Genomic DNA, 19,268 nt, shown 5'->3' with positions numbered 1-19,268 from the left:
ATGCGCCGCGCGGGCGGCGCTCGATCTCACGGGCGCTGAAGGCATGTCGGCTGACGCATGGTAGCCACTGCATAACCATAAATTGTGTAGATACCCATGCTCATCGCCGGCAAGCCCGGCTCCCACAGGATCTGTGTCATGCCCCAGTTTTTGTGACTGACCCAGCCCACGGCGGGAGCTGGCTTGCCAGCGATGCTTTTCCCCCTGTACAACACCCCTTCCATACCGCGAAGGGGCTTTCGACCATGATCTACCGTCCTCTCGGCCGCAGTGGCCTGCAAGTCTCCGCCCTGACCCTGGGCAGCATGATGTTCGGCGAGCAGACCCGTACCGAGGATTCTCTGCGCATCATCGACAAGGCCTGGGACCAGGGCGTCAATTTCATCGACACGGCGGACGTCTACAACGCCGGTCGCTCGGAAGAGATCGTCGGTGAAGGCATCGCCCGCCACCGTCACGACTGGGTCCTCGCCACCAAGGTCGGCTATGGTCCGGCAGACGGCGTGCCAAACCGCAGCGGGCTGTCGCGCAAGCACATCTTCAACGCCATCGAAGCCAGCCTGACCCGCCTCGGCACCGATTACCTGGACATCTATTACCTGCACCGCGAAGACCACGCCACGCCGCTGGACATCACCGTCTCGGCCATCGGCGATCTACTGCGCCAGGGCAAGATCCGTCATTGGGGCGTGTCCAATTTCCGTGGCTGGCGTATCGCTGAAATCTGCAACCTGGCCGAGCGTCTCGGCATACCGAAGCCGGTGGTCAGCCAGCCGCTGTACAACATCGTCAACCGTCAGGTCGAGACCGAGCAGCTTTCTGCGGCGGCGTTTCATGGCCTCGGTGTGGTGCCGTTCAGCCCGCTGGCCCGCGGCGTGCTCAGCGGCAAGTACGCGCCGAATGCCGAACCCGAGGCCGGCAGCCGCGCGGCGCGCCAGGACAAACGCATCCTGGAAGTGGAATGGCGCACCGAATCCCTGGCTATCGCCCAGAAAATCCAGGCCTACACCCAGGCCAAAGGCGTCGGCATCGTCGAGTTTGCCATCGCCTGGGTGCTGAACAACCAGTCGGTCAGTTCCGCGATCGTCGGCCCGCGCACCGAGGCCCAGTGGGACACCTACGGCGGCGCGCTGGAGGTGAAGATCAGCGCCGAAGACGAAGCCTTCATCGATTCGCTGGTCACCCCGGGCCACCCTTCGACCCACGGGTTCAACGACGTCGCCCACTTCGTCAGTGGGCGCCTGCCACGCTGAGCTCGTTGCCCAGCAGGTGACTGATCGCGGCCTTGAGCTTCATCGGCCGCACCGGTTTGTGCATCAGGGTGTGGCCCAGTTCACGCACCTGCTGTTTGAGTTCGTTGCTGTAGTTGGCGGTGATCATCAATGCCGGCAAGGGTGAAACCCGCCGCGCATTGATCGCCGCCACCGCTTCCAGACCGTTGCGGTCGTGGTCCAGGTGGTAATCCACGATCAGTAGCCCGGCTTCGGCCTCGTCCGCCGGCAATTGCCCGGCCAGATCCTCTTCGTTCAACGCCGTGCTGACCCGGCAACCCCACTGTTCCAACAGGGTGCGCATGCCGGCGCAGATAGCCGCGTCGTTATCCAGCACCCATATACGCGCACCTTCCAGACGCTCCAGCAGCGGCATCACCTCCGGCACCGGCTCCCGAGCCCGTGGCACCTGGCGGCTGAGCGGCACCTCGATGGAAAACACCGAGCCCTTGCCCGGCGTCGAACGTACCTGGATGCGGTGGCCGAGAATCCCGGCGATCTTCTCGACGATGGCCAGGCCCAGGCCGAGGCCACGGTCCTGATCCGGGCGCTGGGAATCGCCGCGCTTGAACTCCTGGAAAATCTCTTCGCGCTTGTCCAGCGGAATGCCGATGCCGGTGTCCCAGACCTCGATCAACAAACGCCGCCCGCGCCGCCGACAGCCCAGCAGCAGGCGACCTTGCGGGGTGTAGCGGATGGCGTTGCTGAGCAGGTTGCGCAGGATCCGTGCCAGTAACTGGATATCGCTGCGTACCCGCAGGCGAGTCGGCACATAGTGCAGGCGCAGGCCCTCGCTGGCGGCCGCGGCGGCGTATTCGGCGGCGAGGTTGTCGAGCAGGTCGCCGACGGCGAACGTAGCGACATCAGCCTTGATCACCCCGGCATCCAGCTTGGAAATATCCACCAGGGTGCCGAGCAGCGATTCCACGTCATCCAGTGCGTTGCTGACGTTACGCACCAGCGCCGGGCTGTGGCTCTGCTCCTGCAGCGCGCTGGTGAACAGGCGGGCTGCGTTGAGCGGTTGCAGCAGGTCGTGGCTGACTGCGGCGAGGAATTTGGTCTTCGACAGGTTGGCCTGATCGGCTTCCTGCTTGGCATCCCGCAGCCGCGCCTCGGCGCGCCGGCGCTCCTCGATTTCCCGCAGCAGTTGCTGGTTGAGCTGGGTCAGTTCAGTGGTGCGCTCGCGCACCCGCACTTCCAGGTGCTGGTACGCCTGGTGCAGCGCTTCAGCGGTACGGCGACGCTCGGTGATATCGCGGATCAGCACGAAAATCCCGACCACTTCGCCATTGGGCAGGCTGTTGGGCACGTAGGAACGCAGCATGTAGCGCTCTTGGCCGTGGGCGTTGGTCTCGGCGAACTCGAAGGTCACGCTCTCCCCGGCCAGGGCCTGGCCGATGTAGGTTTCCAGGCGCTGGTAGTGCTCGGCGCTGTGCACGTCGCGCAGGCGCTGGCCGAGCATTGCCGCGTGCGGCCAGCAGTACCACTGCTCGTAGACCTTGTTGGTGAATTCGTAGACCAGATCGGCGTTGAGGTAGGCGATCAGCGCCGGCACCTGGTCGGTGATCAGGCGGATCCAGCGCTCGCTTTCGCTCAGGGCCTCGGCGTGCTGGTAGCGCTCGGTGATGTCGGTGAAGGTGTTGACGAAGCCACCGGTGGGCAGCGGATGGGTGCGGATTTCCAGCATGCGCCCGTCATACAGGCGCTGTTCCAGTTCCCGGGTTGGCCGGCCGTTGACGTCGCGGGTGGCCGGGGTCAGCAAGGCCAGCTCGCTGTCGCCGATCACATCGGCGAACTGTCGGTGCGCGGCGATCGGCGCCAGCCCGCTGAGCTCCAGGAAACGCCGGTTCCACAGCTCCAGCACGCCGTCGGCATTGACCATCGCCACGCCCTGGGACAGGTTGTCCACGGCACGCTGCAACAGGTGGGATTTCTGCGCCACCGCCTGTTCGCGGCGCTGGGTTTCGCTGTGCTTGACCTCAGTGATATCAGTCAGCAGCACCACACGCCCGCCGCCCTGGGTCGGACGCTCGCTGACCTGCAGCCAGCGCCCGTCCTTGAGCCGGTACAGCAGGTTTTCGTCGTTGATATTGCGCGATTCTTCGGTGAACAGTCCGGTGCGCAGCATCAGCCGGCGCACCTCCGACAGGTGCATGCCGCTGATGATGCGGATCCGGCTATTGGCCCAGAGCGCCTTGAAGCGCTGGTTGAACAGGACGATGCGCAGATCCGTGTCGAACAGCACGAAGGCATCGGAAATACTCTCGATGGCGTCCACCAGGTACTGGTGCGCCGTCTCGGCGCGCATCCGCGCATCGCTGAGCAGGTGGTTGCTGGCCTTGAGTTCGGCCATCGCCTGGTTGAGGGCGTCGGTACGCTCGCGCACCTGCTCGGCCAGGGTCACCGAGTGCTGGAACGCCGCATAAGAGTCGTCCGGACGCGCCGCCCCCGACTCGAGGCGCTCGATCAGCGCTGCGTTGATGCGGCTGAGCTTGTGGTTTTCGTGGCGCAGTTGCTCGATCAGCAACCGCGCTTCAGTCAAATCGCCGGGCACGGGACCGTCCGATGGCAACGCCGGTGAAGGTCTGGTTGATGTGCATGCCATTGAACTGTTCTCCGTAGGAGTTGAAACCCACCACCGCGTGCTTGCGCAGGATCGCCTCGACGTTGTCGGTCTGCGGCGTGCCGTCCAGTTCCAGGCGGCGCAGGAAGCAATCGCAGCCGATGGTCAGCAACAGGTCGCCGAGCCGCTCGCAGAGGCCGTCGAACAAGTTATTCAGGTTCGGCACCAGCGGTCCTGGGCTCATGGCGGTGAGGACGATGCCGTTCTCCACGGCGCAGTAGAAGCTCAGGCTCAGGTCGTCATGCACGCGCTGGATGGCGCGTACGTAGTAGCGCTCGTTGATCCGCACCGCCAGCGGGTGGGCGGCGAAGGTGCGCAAATCGAGCTGGTCCACCGGCACGCCGATCAGTTGCGCGTACTCCAGGGCGGCGGGCTCGGCATTCAGTTCGTAGACCCGGCGCAAGGTGCGGTCGGCGCGGGTCACCACCAGTTTTTCGCCACGCGGCTGGATGTGGTGGGTGGTGAACACCTCGAAATCCAGCCAGGTGTTGACCAGCAGCACTACCGCAGCGCTGTTGTGGAAGACGCCGTCGTAGTAGACGTGGGTGCGGTTGAGGTAATTGTCATCGCCGGCCGATCCGCCAAAGTGCGGGATATCGCCAAGGGCGGCGTTGAGCGCGGCGAGGAGCATTTCCTCGCGGCTGGACAGGCCGTCGAGCAAGGTCAGGGCGAAGCTGTGGCCCTTGATCGGTGCCAGGGTGTTGCCGCGGCACTCGTTGACCAGGCGTTCAACGCAGCGCTGGGCGTCGATCAGGCTGAAATCGTGCATCGGCGCGATCAGCTCGGCGGCGATCGAGAACTGCCGGTGGTCGAAGCCGAGCGCGGTAATGCAGCCGCGACCATAGCCCTCCGGGGTGATTTCACCGGCGCTGGTGCAACCGGCCAGGCGGATCCCACCAAAACTCTCTTGCAGCGCCTGGGCCAGGGCCGGCAGGTCGTATTCGGCGGAACAGAAAAACAGCACGAAGCCCAGGTGCGGGTGCATCAATTGCCGGGCGAGGTCCTGGGCAGCCTCTTCGGCGTCAATGGCACGGGATACAGCACTGAGGACGCCTTCGGCGTTGGACTGCGACATAAGCAGCCTCCAGCGTATTGGGGATGGATGGCGGCAGTGTACGAAGCGCGGGGATGGGGCCGAATGCTACTTGGGTAGGGGGTGGTGGTGGCATTGGTTGTAGAGGGGTGGTGTCTTTCATGGCCTCATCGCCGGCAAGCCCGCTCCCACAGTGTGGGAGCCGGCTTGCCGGCGATGAGGCCCGAAAAGACACCACAGAGCAGAACTCCAGTCAGCAGGATGCGCCTTGCCGACCTGAAGCCCTGCCCCGCGGTGGTGGGGTTTACCAGGTCAGAACAGCACCGACCGCAAAGGTATCGGTGTCTTCGTTTTGCGCGTCGCCTTGATGGCCGTTGATTTCGAACTGGTTGTATTCGGCCACCAGCTTGAGGTTGTCGTTGATGGTGTGGAACAGCGCGATACCGCGGGTTTCGTAGTCGGCGCCGGTGTTCACCGCGCCGTTGCCGTCATCCTTGGTCTTGCCGTAGGACAGCGCCAGGCGGTTCTTGCCCAAGGTGTACGAGCCCTGCAGCAGGTAGCCCTTGCTGTCTACTTCGCGCAGCGTGGCTTCGCCGGCGTTGTTGGTGAAGAACGGGTTGATCCCCTTGGCAGTGAAGCCGGAGCCGGTCAGCGAGAAGTCACCCATCTTGGCCTGTACGCCATAACCGACGCCCTTGGAGGTCACGCTGTCGACGTTGTGGTCGGTGTTTTCCGAGGTCTGGTAGCTGCCGTTGAGCCAGCTGTAGATCTTCGCGCCGCCCAGGTCGAACTGGTAGGTGATTTCGCTCTCGGTGCGTGGGTTCTTCTGGTAGGCCTTGCCGACCGCGCTGTCGTCGTTGGTATCGACCGGGTCCATGATGCCCACGGCGATGCGGAACCCTTCCATCACGGGCGTGCGGTAGGTGATCTGCGAGGTCGGGAACGGGTACGGGTAGCCGCTGCCGATGTTGCCGAAGGACACACCGCCACCGTCCACCAAGCCGAGGGTGTCGCTGACCTGGCCATAACCGGCCAGCAATTCGTCGAGCAGGATGTTCGAGCGGGCGAACAGGCCGAAGTCTTTACCGATCAGCACTTCACCCCACTCAGGGTTGGCCACGGTGCCGTAGAACTGACGAACGTCGATGGCGGTGTCGGTGCCGTTCTGTTCACTGTCGTTGATGGTGACCCAGAACGAGGCGCGGCCACCGAGCTTCAGGTCGCCCATCTGCTTGGTCATGTTGAAGCCCAGATAGTTGGGCAGGAAGCCCATCTTTACCCGCGACTGGCGACGGTCGTACTGCTCGCCGGCGCGGTCGACGTCACTGTTGACGTAGAAGGCGTTGACGTAGCCGTCGGTGGAAAAGGTCGTCTCATCCTTGTCGTACAGCATGATTTCAGCCTGGACCAACGGGGTCAGGCCAAGGGTGGCGAGGCCAGCCAAAAGGGGCAGGAAACGGGCATTGGCATTCTTATTGTTGTGCATGACGCTCTCCGCGAACGTTGGGGACGGTTGTCGGGAGGGATTATCGAAAGCCGACAGCCGGTGCCCTACGCTGCATTGGAAGCAAGCGGGAGCTGCTTTGGCCGGTGCCGGGAGCGCGCCGGCCGAGGGAACTAATCCCCTGTGCTAGCGGGTCACAAGGCTAAAGTGTCGAGACCGCTGGCGAAGGTCGCGGTTGCACATGCAAAAATGCAGATTGCCCTTGCAGTTTTGCGGATTGAACTCGGCAAATTTGCACTGTTACGATCCGGGCGATCCTTGACCGCTCGTCCACATCGTGGCAAATCACGTGGAAAATCAATAACAAAGCAGGGAGACAGCGATGACCGCGCCAGCTTGTTCACCGGCCATTTCAGACACCGACAACGCTCAGGTACTGGCCGAAGTCCGTAACCATATCGGCCACCTGACCCTCAACCGCCCTAGCGGCCTCAACGCCCTGACGTTGCAGATGGTCCGCAGCCTGCGCCTGCAGCTGGAGGCCTGGGTCACCGACCCGCAGATTCACGCCGTGGTGCTGCGCGGTGCAGGCCCCAAGGGTTTCTGCGCCGGTGGCGACATCCGCTCGCTGTACGACAGCTACAAAAGCGGCGACACGCTGCACCGCGACTTCTTCATCGAGGAATACGACCTGGACCTGTTCATCCACCACTGTCGCAAGCCGATCGTGGCGTTGATGGATGGTTTCACCCTCGGCGGAGGCATGGGCCTGGCCCAGGGCGCCGAGCTGCGCGTGGTCACCGAACGCAGCCGCCTGGCGATGCCGGAAGTCGGTATCGGTTACTTCCCGGATGTCGGCGGCAGCTATTTCCTGTCGCGCATTCCCGGTGAACTCGGCACGTACCTGGGCGTCACCGGCGTGCAGGTCCAGGCTGCCGATGCGCTGTATTGCGGCCTGGCCGACTGGTACATCGACAGCGACCGGTTGGGCGCCCTCGACCAGGGTTTCGATGGCATCAAGTGGAGCGAATACCCGCTCAAAGACCTGCAAGGCGTGCTGGCTAGCCTTGGCACCCAGACCCTGGTCGATCCGCCGCTGGCCGAATTGCGCCCGGCCATCGACCATTTCTTCGCCCTGCCCGATGTCGCCAGCATGATCGAGCAACTGCGCAGCGTGACCGTCGGCGACAGCCATGAATGGGCGTTGAAGGCCGCCGACCTGATGGAGTCGCGCTCGCCGCTGGGTATGGCGGTGACCCTGGAGTTGCTTCGTCGGGGCCGGCACTTGAGCCTCGAAGACTGTTTCAGAATGGAGTTGCACCTGGACCAGCAATGGTTCGATCACGGCGACCTGATCGAAGGCGTGCGCGCCCTGCTTATCGACAAGGACAAACAGCCACGCTGGAACCCCGCCACTGTCGCCGGCCTGGAGCGGCAGCGGGTCGACCAATTCTTCGAAGGCCTGTGAGGGCTGGAGTACGCACATGCAAGACCTGGAACTGACTGAAGAACAGATCATGATCCGCGATATGGCCCGTGACTTCGCCCGTGGCGAGATCGCGCCCCATGCCCAGGCCTGGGAAAAGGCCGGCTGGATCGACGATGGCGTGGTCGCCAAGATGGGCGAACTGGGCTTGCTCGGCATGGTGGTGCCGGAAGACTGGGGCGGCAGCTACACCGACTACGTCGCCTACGCCCTGGCGGTGGAAGAAATCGCTGCGGGTGACGGCGCCACCGGCGCGCTGATGAGCATTCACAACTCGGTGGGCTGCGGCCCGCTGCTGGCCTATGGCAACGATGAACAGCAGCAGACCTGGCTGCCACGCCTGGCCAGCGGCGAAGTGATCGGCTGCTTCTGCCTGACCGAACCCCAGGCCGGTTCCGAAGCCCACAACCTGCGCACCCGTGCCGAACTGCAGGATGGCCATTGGGTCATCAATGGCGCCAAGCAATTCGTCAGCAATGCCCGCCGGGCCAAGCTGGCGATCGTCTTTGCGGTGACCGACCCGGACCTGGGCAAGAAAGGCATTTCGGCCTTCCTGGTGCCTACCGACAATGCCGGTTTCGTGGTGGATCGCAGTGAACACAAGATGGGCATCCGTGCCTCCGATACCTGCGCGGTGACGCTGAACAATTGCCGTATTCCCGAGGCCAACATGCTGGGTCAACGCGGCAAGGGTCTGGCGATTGCCTTGTCCAACCTCGAAGGCGGCCGCATCGGCATTGCTGCTCAGGCGCTGGGTATCGCCCGCGCGGCGTTCGAGGCGGCACTGGTGTATTCCCGCGAGCGCATCCAGTTCGGCAAGCCGATCAACGAACACCAGAGCATCGCCAACCTGCTGGCCGACATGCAGGTGCAGATCAACGCCACCCGCCTGTTGATCCTGCATGCCGCGCGCCTGCGCAGCGCCGGCAAGCCCTGCCTGAGCGAAGCCTCCCAGGCCAAGCTGTTCGCCTCGGAAATGGCCGAGCGGGTCTGCTCGAAGGCGATCCAGGTGCATGGTGGTTATGGGTATCTGGAGGATTACCCGGTGGAGCGCTACTACCGGGATGCGCGGATTACCCAGATCTATGAAGGGTCGAGCGAGATTCAGCGGATGTTGATTGCGCGGGAGTTAAAAAACTATCCGCTGTGATCTCGCTGGCAAGACGCAGAAAGTGTAGGAGCGGCCGTTAGCCGCGATGGGCCGCAAAGCGGCCCCAAAACCATCCAGCACGAGATGGCTGTCTAAGTCCGGCATGTCTTTCGACCTTGAGGATGCCTGAATGTGAGATCCCAACCCGCCAGGGACCAGGTGCTGGATGGATTCAGGGCCGCTCTGCGGCCCTTCGCGGCTGACACCGCTCCCACAGGTTCTACGGCGATCAGGGCTTCAGCTACCCCACACCTTCTGCGCCTTTGGCGCCTCAGCCAAAATGGCATCCACCGCCACTCCAACCTCCTCCACCCGCCACAACGCCCCCTTGTCCCGGGTCACACCGGTCCGCCAGCCATCCCCCAGCGAAATACGCCCACCCTGGCTTTCGAACACCTGGCCACTGACATGCGCCGACTGTTCACTGCCCAGCCATACCACCAGCGGCGCGACGTTTTCCGGGGCCCAGGCGTCGAAGCTGCCGTCATCGGGCTTGCGCACCACATCAGGCATCGCACTTTCAGTCATCGCCGTGCGCGCCGCCGGGGCCAGGGCGTTGGCGGTGACGCCGTAACGCGCCAGTTCCGCCGCCTGCACCAAGGTCAATGCGGCAATCCCGCCCTTGGCCGCCGAGTAGTTGGACTGGCCAATGGAACCCTGCAACCCCGCCCCAGAGCTGGTGTTGATGATCCGCGCCGCCACCGGCGCGCCCGCCTTGGCCTGGTCGCGCCAGCGCCGACCAAGGATGTTCGCCAGGCAGTAATGCCCTTTCAAATGCACGCGCATCACCAGGTCCCAGTCTTCTTCCGACAGGCTGACGAACATGCGATCGCGCAGCACGCCGGCGTTGTTGACCAGCACATGCACTTCGCCAAACGCCGCCAGCGCCGCATCGACGATGCGCTGGGCGCTGTCGAGGGTAGTGATGTCGTCGCTGTTGGCGATGGCACGACCACCGTTGCCGACGATTTCGCCGGCCACATCCTGCGCCGCTTCGGCACGAATATCGTTGATCACTACATTGGCACCCTCGGCCGCGAAGGCCAGAGCGTAGGCGCGGCCGAGGCCGCCGCCGGCACCGGTGATGATCACCGTCCGGCCGTTACAGATAGCCATGGTCTGACTCCTTGATTCAAAGACGTTCGATGATCGTGACGTTGGCCTGGCCACCGCCCTCGCACATGGTTTGCAGGCCGTATCGACCGCCACTGCATTCCAGTTCGTTGAGCAGCGTGGTCATCAGCCGCGCACCCGTGGCGCCCAGCGGATGACCGAGGGCGATGGCGCCGCCGTTGACGTTGGTCCGCGCCGGGTCGTAATCCAGCTCTTTGGCCCAGGCCATGACCACCGAGGCAAAGGCTTCATTGATCTCCACCCGGTCGATGTCGCTCATGCGCAGTCCGGTCTTTTCCAGGGCGCGGCGCGTGGCGGCGATCGGTGCGGTGAGGTGCCAGATCGGGTCGTCGCCCAGCACCGTCAGGTGATGGATGCGCGCACGCGGGGTCAGGTCGTAGCGTTTGAGCGCTGCTTCCGACACCACCAGCAGCGCCGCCGCGGCGTCGCAGGTCTGGCTCGATACCGCCGCGGTGATCGACGGGAAGCGCGGGTCAACCGGCTGCAGTTCAGCCATTTTCGTCAGGCTGGTCTGCCGCGGTGTTTCATCTTCGTTCAGCCCTTCATAGCTGACGATTTCCCGGGCAAAGCGCCCACTTTCCCGTGCAGCCAAGGCGCGCTGGTGGCTTTCCAGCGCGAAGGCTTCCATCTGCTCGCGGCTGATCCCCCAGTGATCGGCAATCCGCTGCGCGGCGTAGAACTGGTCCACCGGTTGGGTGCCGAAACGGGCGCGCCAGCCGTGGCTGCCGGAAAACGGATCAGGGAAACCCAACGGCTGGCCAGCCAGCATCGCCGAGGAAATCGGGATACGGGTCATGGTCTGCACGCCGCCGACGGCGACCACATCCTGGGTGCCGCTCATCACCGCCTGCGTGGCGAAATGCACGGCCTGCTGCGACGATCCGCACTGGCGATCCACGGTAGTGCCCGGCACCGAAAGCGGCAGGCCGGCGGCCAGCCAGCTGGTGCGGGCGATGTCGCCGGCCTGGGCACCGATGGTGTCGACGCAGCCGAAGATCACGTCGTCGTAGTCTTCTGCGGGGATCGCATTGCGCTGTACCAGTGCTTTCAGCACATGGGCGCCGAGGTCGATGGCATGCACCTCGGACAGTGCGCCCTTGCGCTTGCCGGTGGGGCTGCGCAACGCATCGACGATATAGGCTTCTGGCATCGCTCAGTCCTCGAAGGTATGGCCCGGACCCAGCCGGGCGGCATCGGCGAACAAGTAAGCGCCGACACGGGATTTATGGAACCCACGATCGCCCCAGGACGCATCCAGGGCCCAGGCGCGCTTCATGAACATCTGCAGGTCGACTTCCCAGGTGTACCCCATGGCGCCATGCACCTGAATGCCCTTGCGTGCGGCTACCCAACTGGCTTCGCAGCAGGCCAGGCGCGCCTGCGACACCCACAGCGAAGCCGAGACATCGCCGCGGGCGAGTCCGTGGGCGGCGCGGTAGAGCACCGGTTTGGCCTGTTCGATCTGCCGCGCGACGTCGGCCAGGTGGTGCTTGACCGCCTGGAAGCTGCCGATCGGCTTGCCGAACTGTTTGCGCTGGGCCACGTAATCCACCGACAGGTCGAGCATGCGCTGGGCCAGGCCGAGCAGTTGCCCGGCCACCGACAACGCGCCGCGGTCGAGCAGTTGTACCTGCACCGCCCTGCCTCGTTCGCCGCCGACCAGCAAGGTCGCCGGCGTCGGGTGCCAGGTGACCCGGCCGAGCCGCCGCGAGGCGTCGATGCTCGGGTTGGCTTCGACGTCCACCGCCGCTCGCGGCAGCAGGTGAATTTCGTCGCCGTGGGGCAGGATCAGCACCTCGGCCAACTGCGCGTCGCTGACCAGCGGGTTGACCGGATGCCCGATGGCCAGGCGCAGGCTGCCTTCGCCGATACGCGGCAACAGGCTGGTACGGGCCGGATGCGCCGGGTCGAGGGCGGCCAGCAGGCCGACGGCGACATAGGCGGTATCGGCCAGGGAATCGGGGATCGCGTAGTAGCCCAGTTCCTGGGTCATCAGGGCCCAGGCCACATCGTCCATGCCAAGGCCGCCATCCTCTTCGGGGATCGACAAGGCGGTCAGACCTTGAGCGGCGATCTTGTTGCGCAGGTCGGGCGAGCGCCCGGCGTCGGTTTCCCAGATCTCGCGAAGCATTTCCGGCGCGGCTTCGGTCATCAGAAAACGGCTGATGGCCTCGCGGAAGGCGAGCTGGTCATCGTTGAAAGTGAAGTCCATGGCCGCTCCTTACTTCGGCAGGCCGAGCATGCGCTCGGCGATGATGTTGCGCTGGATCTCGTTGGTGCCGGCGTAGATCGGCCCGGCCTGGGCGAACAGGAAGCCCTCCAGCCAGTGCGCCGCGTCGCCTGCGGCCGGTGCACCGGCAATCAGTTCGGCGCGGGCGCCAAGCAGGCGCATGGCGGTCTCGTGCATCTTCAAATCGAGTTCCGACCAGATGATTTTGTTGATGCTTGATTCGGCGCCGATCTGCTCGCCCCGGCCCAGCCGGCCCACGGTGTGGTAAGCCGACAGCGCGTAGGCTTCGGCGCCCATCCAGCATTCCAGTACCGCATCGCGCAGCCCCGGATCACGCTCGGCGGCGGCGGGTTCGGCCTTGAGCAACTCGACCAGCTTGCGCGCGGTGTACTGGAAGCGGGCGGGCGAGCGCAGCAGCAGGCCGCGCTCGAAACCGGCGGTGGCCATCGCCACATGCCAGCCCTGCCCTTCGGCGCCGATCAGATTGCTCACCGGCACCCGCACATCGTCGAAGAACACTTCGGCGAAGGCGTCCTTGCCGTTCAGCGCCTTGATCGGACGAATGCTCACGCCCTCGGCATTCAGCGGCACCATCAGGAATGACAGGCCGTGGTGACGGCTGGAGCCCGGCTCGCTGCGGAACAGACCGAACAGCCAGTCGGCGAAGGTGGCGCGGGTGGACCAGGTTTTCTGGCCGTTGATCACGTAGTGATCGCCGTCACGCACCGCCTTGCTGGTGATCGCCGCCATGTCCGAGCCGGCGTTGGGCTCGGACCAGCCCTGGGCCCACATGTCGACGCTGGCAGCCATGCGCGGCAGGAAGTGCTTTTTCTGCGCCTCGGTGCCGAACTCCATCAGGGTTGGGCCCAGCAGCAACTGGCCATTCTGGTTGACCCGCATCGGCGCGCCGGCGCCGTAATACTCTTCCTCGAAGATCAGCCACTCGATCAGGTCGCAGCCACGCCCACCGAGGTCGGCCGGCCACATCACCATCGACCAGCGGCTGTCGAACAGCTTGGCTTCCCAGGCCCGGTGCTGCTCGAAGCCTTCGCGGGTGTCGTAGCTGGCCAGCGGCTCGCGGGGCAGGTTTTGCGCCAGCCAGGCGCGCACTTCGGCGCGGAAGGCTTGCTGTTTGGGGGTATAGGTCAGTTCCATGGTGCCCTCATAGGCCAAAACATAACTAACTGGTTGTTGCGACGCTGCCCTGTGGGAGCTGGCTTGCCTGCGAAGGACCGCGTAGCGGTCCCAAAACCATCCAGCACGCGTTGCTGTCCTGCACGGTCCTGGATTCAGGGCCTGTTTAATCATCTTCATGCAGGAATTCGGCGTGGCAGGTCTGGGGACCGCTACGCGGTCCTTCGCAGTGGTTCGTCACACGACAAGCCAGCTCCCACAGGGATTGCGTTCTGCTCTATCAGAACTTCGCTTCACGTTTTTCGACGAAGGCGCGACGGGTTTCCGCCGAGTCCGGGCTGGTGTACGCCTGCAGGGTGAAGCCCTGCTCCCAGCGGTACTTGTCTTCCAGGTTGCCGTCCTCGATACCGTTTAGGGCCTCCTTGGCGATGCGGATCATGCCCGGGCTTTTCGCGGCGATGCGCGCGGCGATTTCCAGGGCGGTTTCGCGCAGTTGCTCCTTGCTGACCAGGCGCTCGATAAAGCCGTATTGCATGGCTTCGCGGGCGCCGATGGTGTCGCCGGTGAAGAACAGATAACGAACCTTTTGCAGCGGGAACAACCGCTGTAAATGGGCGCCGCCGCCCATGGCGCCGCGGTCAACCTCCGGCAAGGCGAAGGTGGCGCATTCGGCGGCGACGACGATATCCGCCGCGCCCGTGATGCCAATACCGCCACCGAGGACGAAGCCGTGCACCGCGACAATCACCGGCACCGGGCAACGGTGCACGGCCTTGAAGGTGGCGTAGTTGCCGGCGTTGACCTCGACGATGCGCTCGGGATGGGCATCCAGTTCCTTGATATCAACGCCGGCGCAGAAGCCGCGGCCTTCGGCACGGATGACGATGACCCGCACTTCGGGGTTGGCCCCGAGGCGGTCGATTTCACGGGCCAGGGCGTTCCATTCCTGGCTGTCGAGGGCGTTGACCGGGGGTTTGGCGATCACGAGTTCCGCGATCCCCTGTTGAAGCTGAGTGCTGAATGCCTGGTTCACAGGGGTTCTCCAATACTGATGGGCTGATTCGCTGGACGTTGGCTGCCTTGCCGGGCGAGCAAGCTGTCGAGGCACTGTTCGGCCTCGCGGGCGATGCCTTCGATCACCGCCTGGCAACTGAGCAGTTCCCCGATGGCCGCGGCCACCTGGCCGCTGGGCAGGATGCCGTCGTCGGGCTGGCCGTCGACCATCGAGCGCTGCAACAGCACCGGCTGGTTGGCGGCCATGACCACCTGCGACAGCGCCGACGGGTCTTCCCGCAGCGCGCGGAAAAACACTCCGGCCATATGGCCGAGGCTCATGCCGGTGTGCTGTTTCCACTGCCAGGCACTGCCCAGGGCAATGCGCAAGCGGCCAAACGGCCCGGCCTGTTCGAGGTGGTTGATAAAGCGATTTTCGATCATGCGGTGGCGCATGCCGTCTACCGCCGTGGTGACCCGCACCCGTTGCGGATCGTTGACCTTCAGGTAGCGTTCCAGCGTCGCTTTGGGCGTGGGTGATTCACGGGTCATCAGAAAGCGCGTGCCCATGGCGATCCCCGCCGCCCCGGCCGCCAGCGCCGACGCCAGGCCGCGGCCCGTGGCGAAGCCGCCGGCGGCGATCACCGGCACATTTACCGCGTCCAGCACCTGGGGCAACAGGATCGAGCTGGGCACGCCGCCGGTGTGGCCGCCGCCCTCACCGCCCTGGATGGTGATCAGGTCGGCGCCCAGTTCCTGTGCCTTGATCCCATGCTTGAGCGCGCCGACCGTGGGGATGCACAGCACATTGGCGGCCTTGAAGCGGGCGATGGTCTGCTTGTCCGGGCCGCGACCGTAGCTGACCGCGCGCAGGCGATAGGCAATGGCGAGGTCGACGCACTGCGCGGCGTTGTCCTGGAACATATGGAAATTCAGACCGAAATTGCTGCCGCCGGTGGCGTCGATCACTTTGCGGATTTCACCTTCCAGTTCATGGGCGGCAATGGTCGCCCCGGCGAGAAAGCCGAAGCCGCCCGCGCGGGTGGTGGCGATCACCAGATTGGCGTCAGCGACCCAGCCCATGGCGGTCTGCACGATGGGATAACGGCAGCCCAGCGCTTCGGTCAACGGAGTCTGCAACCAGCCGCTCATGCGCCGTCTCTCCCGGCGGCGGCCGCCTGCTTGTTGGCCTGGGCCATGCCCTTGGCATCGAAGCCGCCAAGCTTGTCGCCGGACAGCAATTCGTTATGGGCGTGCGCGAAGTGGTGCCAGGCGAATGCCGCGTCCATGGCCGAGCGCTTGCCTTGCAGGTCTTCGACGTGGTTGATCGCCTGCTTGGTCAGGGCCAGGCCCATGCGCGGCTGGCGGGCGATGGTCGCCGCCATGGCGTAGGTGGTGTTTTCCAGCTCTTCGCGGGGCACCACGCGGTTGAGCATGCCCATCTGGTAGGCGCGCTCGGCGCTCATGCGGTCGCCGCAGAAGAGGAATTCCTTGGCGATACGCGGGTTCAACTCGTAGGGATGGGCGAAATACTCCACCCCCGGAATGCCCATGCGCACCACCGGGTCCTGGAAGAACGCATCGTCGCTGGCGACGATCAGGTCGCAGACCCAGGCCAGCATCAGCCCGCCTGCGACGCAGGCGCCCTGGACCATGGCGATGGTCGGCTTGGGCAACTCGCGCCAGCGCCGGCACATACCCAGGTAGACCTCCTGCTCTCGGGCATACAACTGCTCGCCGCCGGGTTTGTTGGTGTGGTCCCACCAGAGGTGGGCGCGCTCGAACGGTTTGTCGATGTCGCGCCCTGGCGTGCCGATATCGTGGCCGGCGGAAAAATGCCGGCCAGCGCCGCGCAGCACAATCACCTTGACCCCGTCGTCGTCCACCGCCCGGCGCAGGGCGGCGTCAAGGGCGTAGGTCATCTGCGAGTTCTGCGCGTTGTTGAAGTTGGGCCGGTTCAGGGTGACGCTGGCGATGCCATCGGTCACCCCGTACAGCACCGGCTCGTCGGTCTCGTAGGCCGAACGGTCCTGGCGCACGACGAATTCGCTGTCGTTGCTGTGCATGTTCGCGCTCCTGTCTCAGGCGGTACGGATGCCGGGCGGATTGCCCTTGAGCGCACTGGCGCGCAGGTCGTGGGGATCGAGCCGGCGAATCAGCGCCAGTTGTTCGGCGCTCGGGTGCACGGTCTGTTTCAACTGCGGCGACTTGAGCAGCGGGAAGCCGGTGTTGTCCTGCACCTGTTCGAAGCTCACGCCCGGGTGCAGGCTGCGCACCTGCACGGCGCGCTCGGGGCCGTCGAAGTCGAGCACGCAGAGGTCGCTGACCACCACGCGGATGTCCATCAGGTCGCGGCGCGCACCTTCAGGCCAGCGCTCGGCCTTGAAGCCGACACCGGAGACCATGTCTACCTCGCCGCTGACGAATACGCGGGTGTTGTGGTTGGGCACGAAGAACGAGTTGAGGTGGTTGATGCTGTTACCCGGCAGGCCCCGCACGCCGAGGATCGCGGTCTTTGGCTTGTGGTAGTCGCCAACGCAGGACAGATTGGTCTGGCCCCAGCGGTCTATCTGGGTCGGGCCGATCATGGCGTGACGGCGACCGCCCCAGACGCATTCGAAGACCCGCTCGAAGGACATGTAGCCCGAGTAGCGCGGTTGATAATCGCCGCGCGGGCCCAGCGGTACCGGCTCTTCCACCAGGAAGGCTTCGCTGTCGGTCATCAGCAGCTCCGGGCTGTGACTGAGCTTGGCCAGGCTGGCCCCCAGGCGCGGGATCACGCCGAGGCCCGAGGCGATCAGTTCGCCGTTGCCGCGCCAGGCTTCGGCGGCAGCGACGATCAACAGTTCGGCGAGGGTGAAATCACAGTTGGCAGACATACTTGGCTCTCCTCAGAACACGGGAAGGGGCAACGCGCCCATGCGCTCGGCACCGCCGTTTTGCGCTTGATAGGCCTGCTCGCCGCCGGCCACATAGGTCTGCAGGTACCGGGCCCAGCCACCCTCCTCGCTGGCACTGGCGACGTACTGCTTGAGGTGCTGCAAATCCCAGCCGTAGTCGGATGGGCAAGAGGTCGGGTGCGCGCCCAGTGGCGCGTGGACCACGCCGGTCACCAGGTAGCGCTCGAAGGTGTTGAAACGGGCGCTGTCGGCGCTCAGTTGCAGGCGCTCTTCGAGTTTTTCGCAAGACACGAAGCACTGCTGCGCGGCGCGGGCGAACAGGTGGTCGAAGTACGGATCGGCACCGGTCACCAGGCAGTTGCCCAGGCGGTCGGCGACGTTGACGTGAAGGAAGGCAACGTCCAGGTTCAGCGCCGGCATCGCCAGCAACACCTCGCCATCGGCGTACGGTGAACGGATTTCCTTGATCTCGGGGTTGAGCCGCGTCACGTCGGTGGCCAGGCCGCAACGGGTCGGCAGAAACGGCAGGCGCATGCCGGCGGCGCGCAGGCCCCACTGGAACATGCCTTCGTCCAGTTCCATCAGCTCCAGTTCGCCGGCTTCGCGGGCCTTGCGGTAATAGGGCTCCAGCGGAATCGCGTCGAGGGTGGCGAAGCCGAACACCAGCTTGCGCACCTTGCCGGCGGCGCAGAGCATGCCGACTTCCGGGCCGCCGTAGGCGACCACGGTCAGGTCTTTCACCGGCGAACGGAGGATCTCGCGGACGATCGCCATCGGCTTGCGCCGCGGGCCCCAGCCACCGAAACCGATGGTCATGCCGTCGCGCAGTTGGGCGACCGCATCGGCCGCCGTCAGTTGTTTGTTCATGTCAGGCTCCTTGCTGGCCGACCGAGAAGTCGTGGCCCCAGATGCTCACGCGGGTGAACTCGAACGCCGAGTGCTGCGCCCAGTCCACTTGCAGGCCGCCGAAACCGTATTCGAGGTCAAAGCCGGACGGGGTCTTCATGTAGAAGCTGGTCATGCGGTCGTTGAGGTGCTGGCCGAGGGTGGCCGAGAGCTTCACGCCCTGGGCCAGATGGCGGTCATGGGCGCGGCCGACTTCGGTCATCGAATCGACCTCGACCATCACGTGCACGCAGCCGGACGGCACCGGGTACTCGGCCAGGGCCAGGCTGTGATGGCGGGCGTTGCCGCAGTGCAGGAAGTGGATACGGATCGGTGGTGCCGACGGGTCGGGGCGGAAATTGAAGATGTCCGACAGACTGAAACCGAGCACGTCCTTGGCGAACGCCAGGGTCGCGTCGAAATTCGGCGCCGGCAGCACGGTGTGCCCCAGGCCCATGTCGCCGGTGATGAAACGCGTCACACCCTGAGGCGAGACGAACGGCAGGCAGTCGGAACGATGGCCCCAGCTCAGCTCGTGGCGGTTACCCGATGGATCGACCACCGACACCAGCGCCTGCACGCCACGCTGCTCGAGCGCTTCGGCGCTGCCGGCCTGCCATTCCACGCCCTGCCCGTCCAGATGGCGCAAAGCGGCGTTGAACGCCTGCTCCGAGGCCAACTCCCAGCCCGAAGCGACATAGCGCGCCTCGCTGCCTTCGACGATCAGCATGCGAAACGGCCGCTCGTCCATCTTCACGTACAGCCCGCCCGCTGGGGCCGGCCGGACCTGCATGCCGAGCACATCCTCAGCGTAGCGCTGCCAATGGCTAAGGTTTTCGACCTGTGCGACGAAATAGCCCAAACCGCGAATCTCGATCATGCCCCTGTTCCTCGATGGCTGAATCCGGTATCGAGGTCATTGTGCGCAGCGGCCGGGGGAGCATCATCGTCCGTTGAGACTAAGCGGATTGGGGGTGTTTTTGCG

16 protein-coding genes are annotated in these 19,268 nt (G+C 64.8%); 3 read left to right on the top strand and 13 right to left on the bottom strand.

Features of this window, described 5'->3' with window-relative positions; all coding sequences use genetic code 11:
* The first annotated feature begins 245 nt into the window (after positions 1-245).
* Positions 246-1,253 (top strand): aldo/keto reductase, encoded by a 1,008-nt coding sequence (locus DM374_RS15090; RefSeq protein ID WP_110970576.1) that lies wholly within the window; start codon positions 246-248, stop codon positions 1,251-1,253.
* Here the strand turns inward: DM374_RS15090 and nahK are convergent.
* From nahK to DM374_RS15075, 3 genes are all read right to left on the bottom strand, one after another.
* On the bottom strand, positions 1,231-3,876 hold the full coding sequence (gene nahK, locus DM374_RS15085) for a hybrid sensor histidine kinase/response regulator NahK/ErcS' (RefSeq protein WP_110970575.1): 2,646 nt from the start codon (positions 3,874-3,876) through the stop codon (positions 1,231-1,233). The two genes, DM374_RS15090 and nahK, sit on opposite strands and share 23 nt — an antisense overlap.
* On the bottom strand, positions 3,806-4,969 hold the full coding sequence (gene nosP, locus DM374_RS15080; RefSeq protein ID WP_110970660.1) for a nitric oxide-sensing protein NosP: 1,164 nt from the start codon (positions 4,967-4,969) through the stop codon (positions 3,806-3,808). The genes nahK and nosP overlap by 71 nt, the downstream gene beginning before the upstream one ends.
* Positions 4,970-5,231: 262 nt before the next feature.
* Positions 5,232-6,413 carry a porin gene (locus tag DM374_RS15075; protein ID WP_110970574.1) on the bottom strand — a complete coding sequence of 394 codons (1,182 nt, stop codon included), beginning with the start codon at positions 6,411-6,413 and terminating at the stop codon, positions 5,232-5,234.
* Between the two features lie 340 nt (positions 6,414-6,753).
* On the opposite strand from DM374_RS15075, the gene DM374_RS15070 reads away from it, so the two are divergent.
* On the top strand, positions 6,754-7,839 hold the full coding sequence (locus DM374_RS15070) for an enoyl-CoA hydratase/isomerase family protein (RefSeq protein ID WP_110970573.1): 1,086 nt from the start codon (positions 6,754-6,756) through the stop codon (positions 7,837-7,839).
* A gap of 16 nt (positions 7,840-7,855) precedes the next feature.
* Positions 7,856-9,007, top strand: a complete 1,152-nt coding sequence (locus DM374_RS15065; RefSeq protein ID WP_110970572.1) for an acyl-CoA dehydrogenase family protein — start codon at positions 7,856-7,858, stop codon at positions 9,005-9,007.
* Positions 9,008-9,244: 237 nt separating this feature from the next.
* On the opposite strand, the gene DM374_RS15060 is transcribed toward DM374_RS15065, so the two are convergent.
* The 10 genes from DM374_RS15060 to DM374_RS15015 all read right to left on the bottom strand — a co-directional run bounded on the left by DM374_RS15060 (position 9,245) and on the right by DM374_RS15015 (position 19,163).
* Complete coding sequence (locus DM374_RS15060) at positions 9,245-10,123, bottom strand: SDR family oxidoreductase (RefSeq protein ID WP_110970571.1); 879 nt, start codon at positions 10,121-10,123, stop codon at positions 9,245-9,247.
* A gap of 16 nt (positions 10,124-10,139) precedes the next feature.
* Positions 10,140-11,291 (bottom strand): acetyl-CoA C-acetyltransferase, encoded by a 1,152-nt coding sequence (locus DM374_RS15055; protein WP_110970570.1) that lies wholly within the window; start codon positions 11,289-11,291, stop codon positions 10,140-10,142.
* Positions 11,292-11,294: 3 nt separating this feature from the next.
* Positions 11,295-12,353, bottom strand: a complete 1,059-nt coding sequence (locus tag DM374_RS15050; RefSeq protein WP_110970569.1) for an acyl-CoA dehydrogenase family protein — start codon at positions 12,351-12,353, stop codon at positions 11,295-11,297.
* A gap of 9 nt (positions 12,354-12,362) precedes the next feature.
* Entirely contained in the window at positions 12,363-13,526 is a 1,164-nt protein-coding gene (locus DM374_RS15045) for an acyl-CoA dehydrogenase family protein (protein ID WP_110970568.1), read from the bottom strand.
* 259 nt (positions 13,527-13,785) lie between these two features.
* Entirely contained in the window at positions 13,786-14,538 is a 753-nt protein-coding gene (locus DM374_RS15040) for an enoyl-CoA hydratase family protein (protein WP_110970567.1), read from the bottom strand.
* Positions 14,535-15,650 carry an NAD(P)H-dependent flavin oxidoreductase gene (locus DM374_RS15035; protein ID WP_110970566.1) on the bottom strand — a complete coding sequence of 372 codons (1,116 nt, stop codon included), beginning with the start codon at positions 15,648-15,650 and terminating at the stop codon, positions 14,535-14,537. The genes DM374_RS15040 and DM374_RS15035 overlap by 4 nt, the downstream gene beginning before the upstream one ends.
* Positions 15,647-16,564 carry an enoyl-CoA hydratase gene (locus DM374_RS15030; protein WP_110970565.1) on the bottom strand — a complete coding sequence of 306 codons (918 nt, stop codon included), beginning with the start codon at positions 16,562-16,564 and terminating at the stop codon, positions 15,647-15,649. Before DM374_RS15030 ends, DM374_RS15035 begins: the two co-directional genes overlap by 4 nt.
* A 15-nt stretch (positions 16,565-16,579) precedes the next feature.
* Entirely contained in the window at positions 16,580-17,377 is a 798-nt protein-coding gene (locus DM374_RS15025) for a CoA-transferase subunit beta (RefSeq protein ID WP_110970564.1), read from the bottom strand.
* A 12-nt stretch (positions 17,378-17,389) separates the two neighbouring features.
* Positions 17,390-18,265, bottom strand: coding sequence for a CoA transferase subunit A (locus DM374_RS15020; RefSeq protein ID WP_110970563.1), 876 nt, complete (start codon positions 18,263-18,265; stop codon positions 17,390-17,392).
* Between the two features lies 1 nt (position 18,266).
* Positions 18,267-19,163: a VOC family protein gene (locus DM374_RS15015; protein ID WP_110970562.1), complete on the bottom strand. Its 897-nt coding sequence runs from the start codon at positions 19,161-19,163 to the stop codon at positions 18,267-18,269.
* Positions 19,164-19,268: the final 105 nt, after the last annotated feature.

The sequence above is a fragment of the Pseudomonas huaxiensis genome (genome assembly GCF_003231275.1).
In the GTDB taxonomy this organism is placed as follows: Bacteria; Pseudomonadota; Gammaproteobacteria; order Pseudomonadales; family Pseudomonadaceae; genus Aquipseudomonas; species Aquipseudomonas huaxiensis.
The sequence above is the reverse complement of the archived record's forward strand: the minus strand, read 5'-3'. Positions and strand labels throughout refer to the sequence as shown.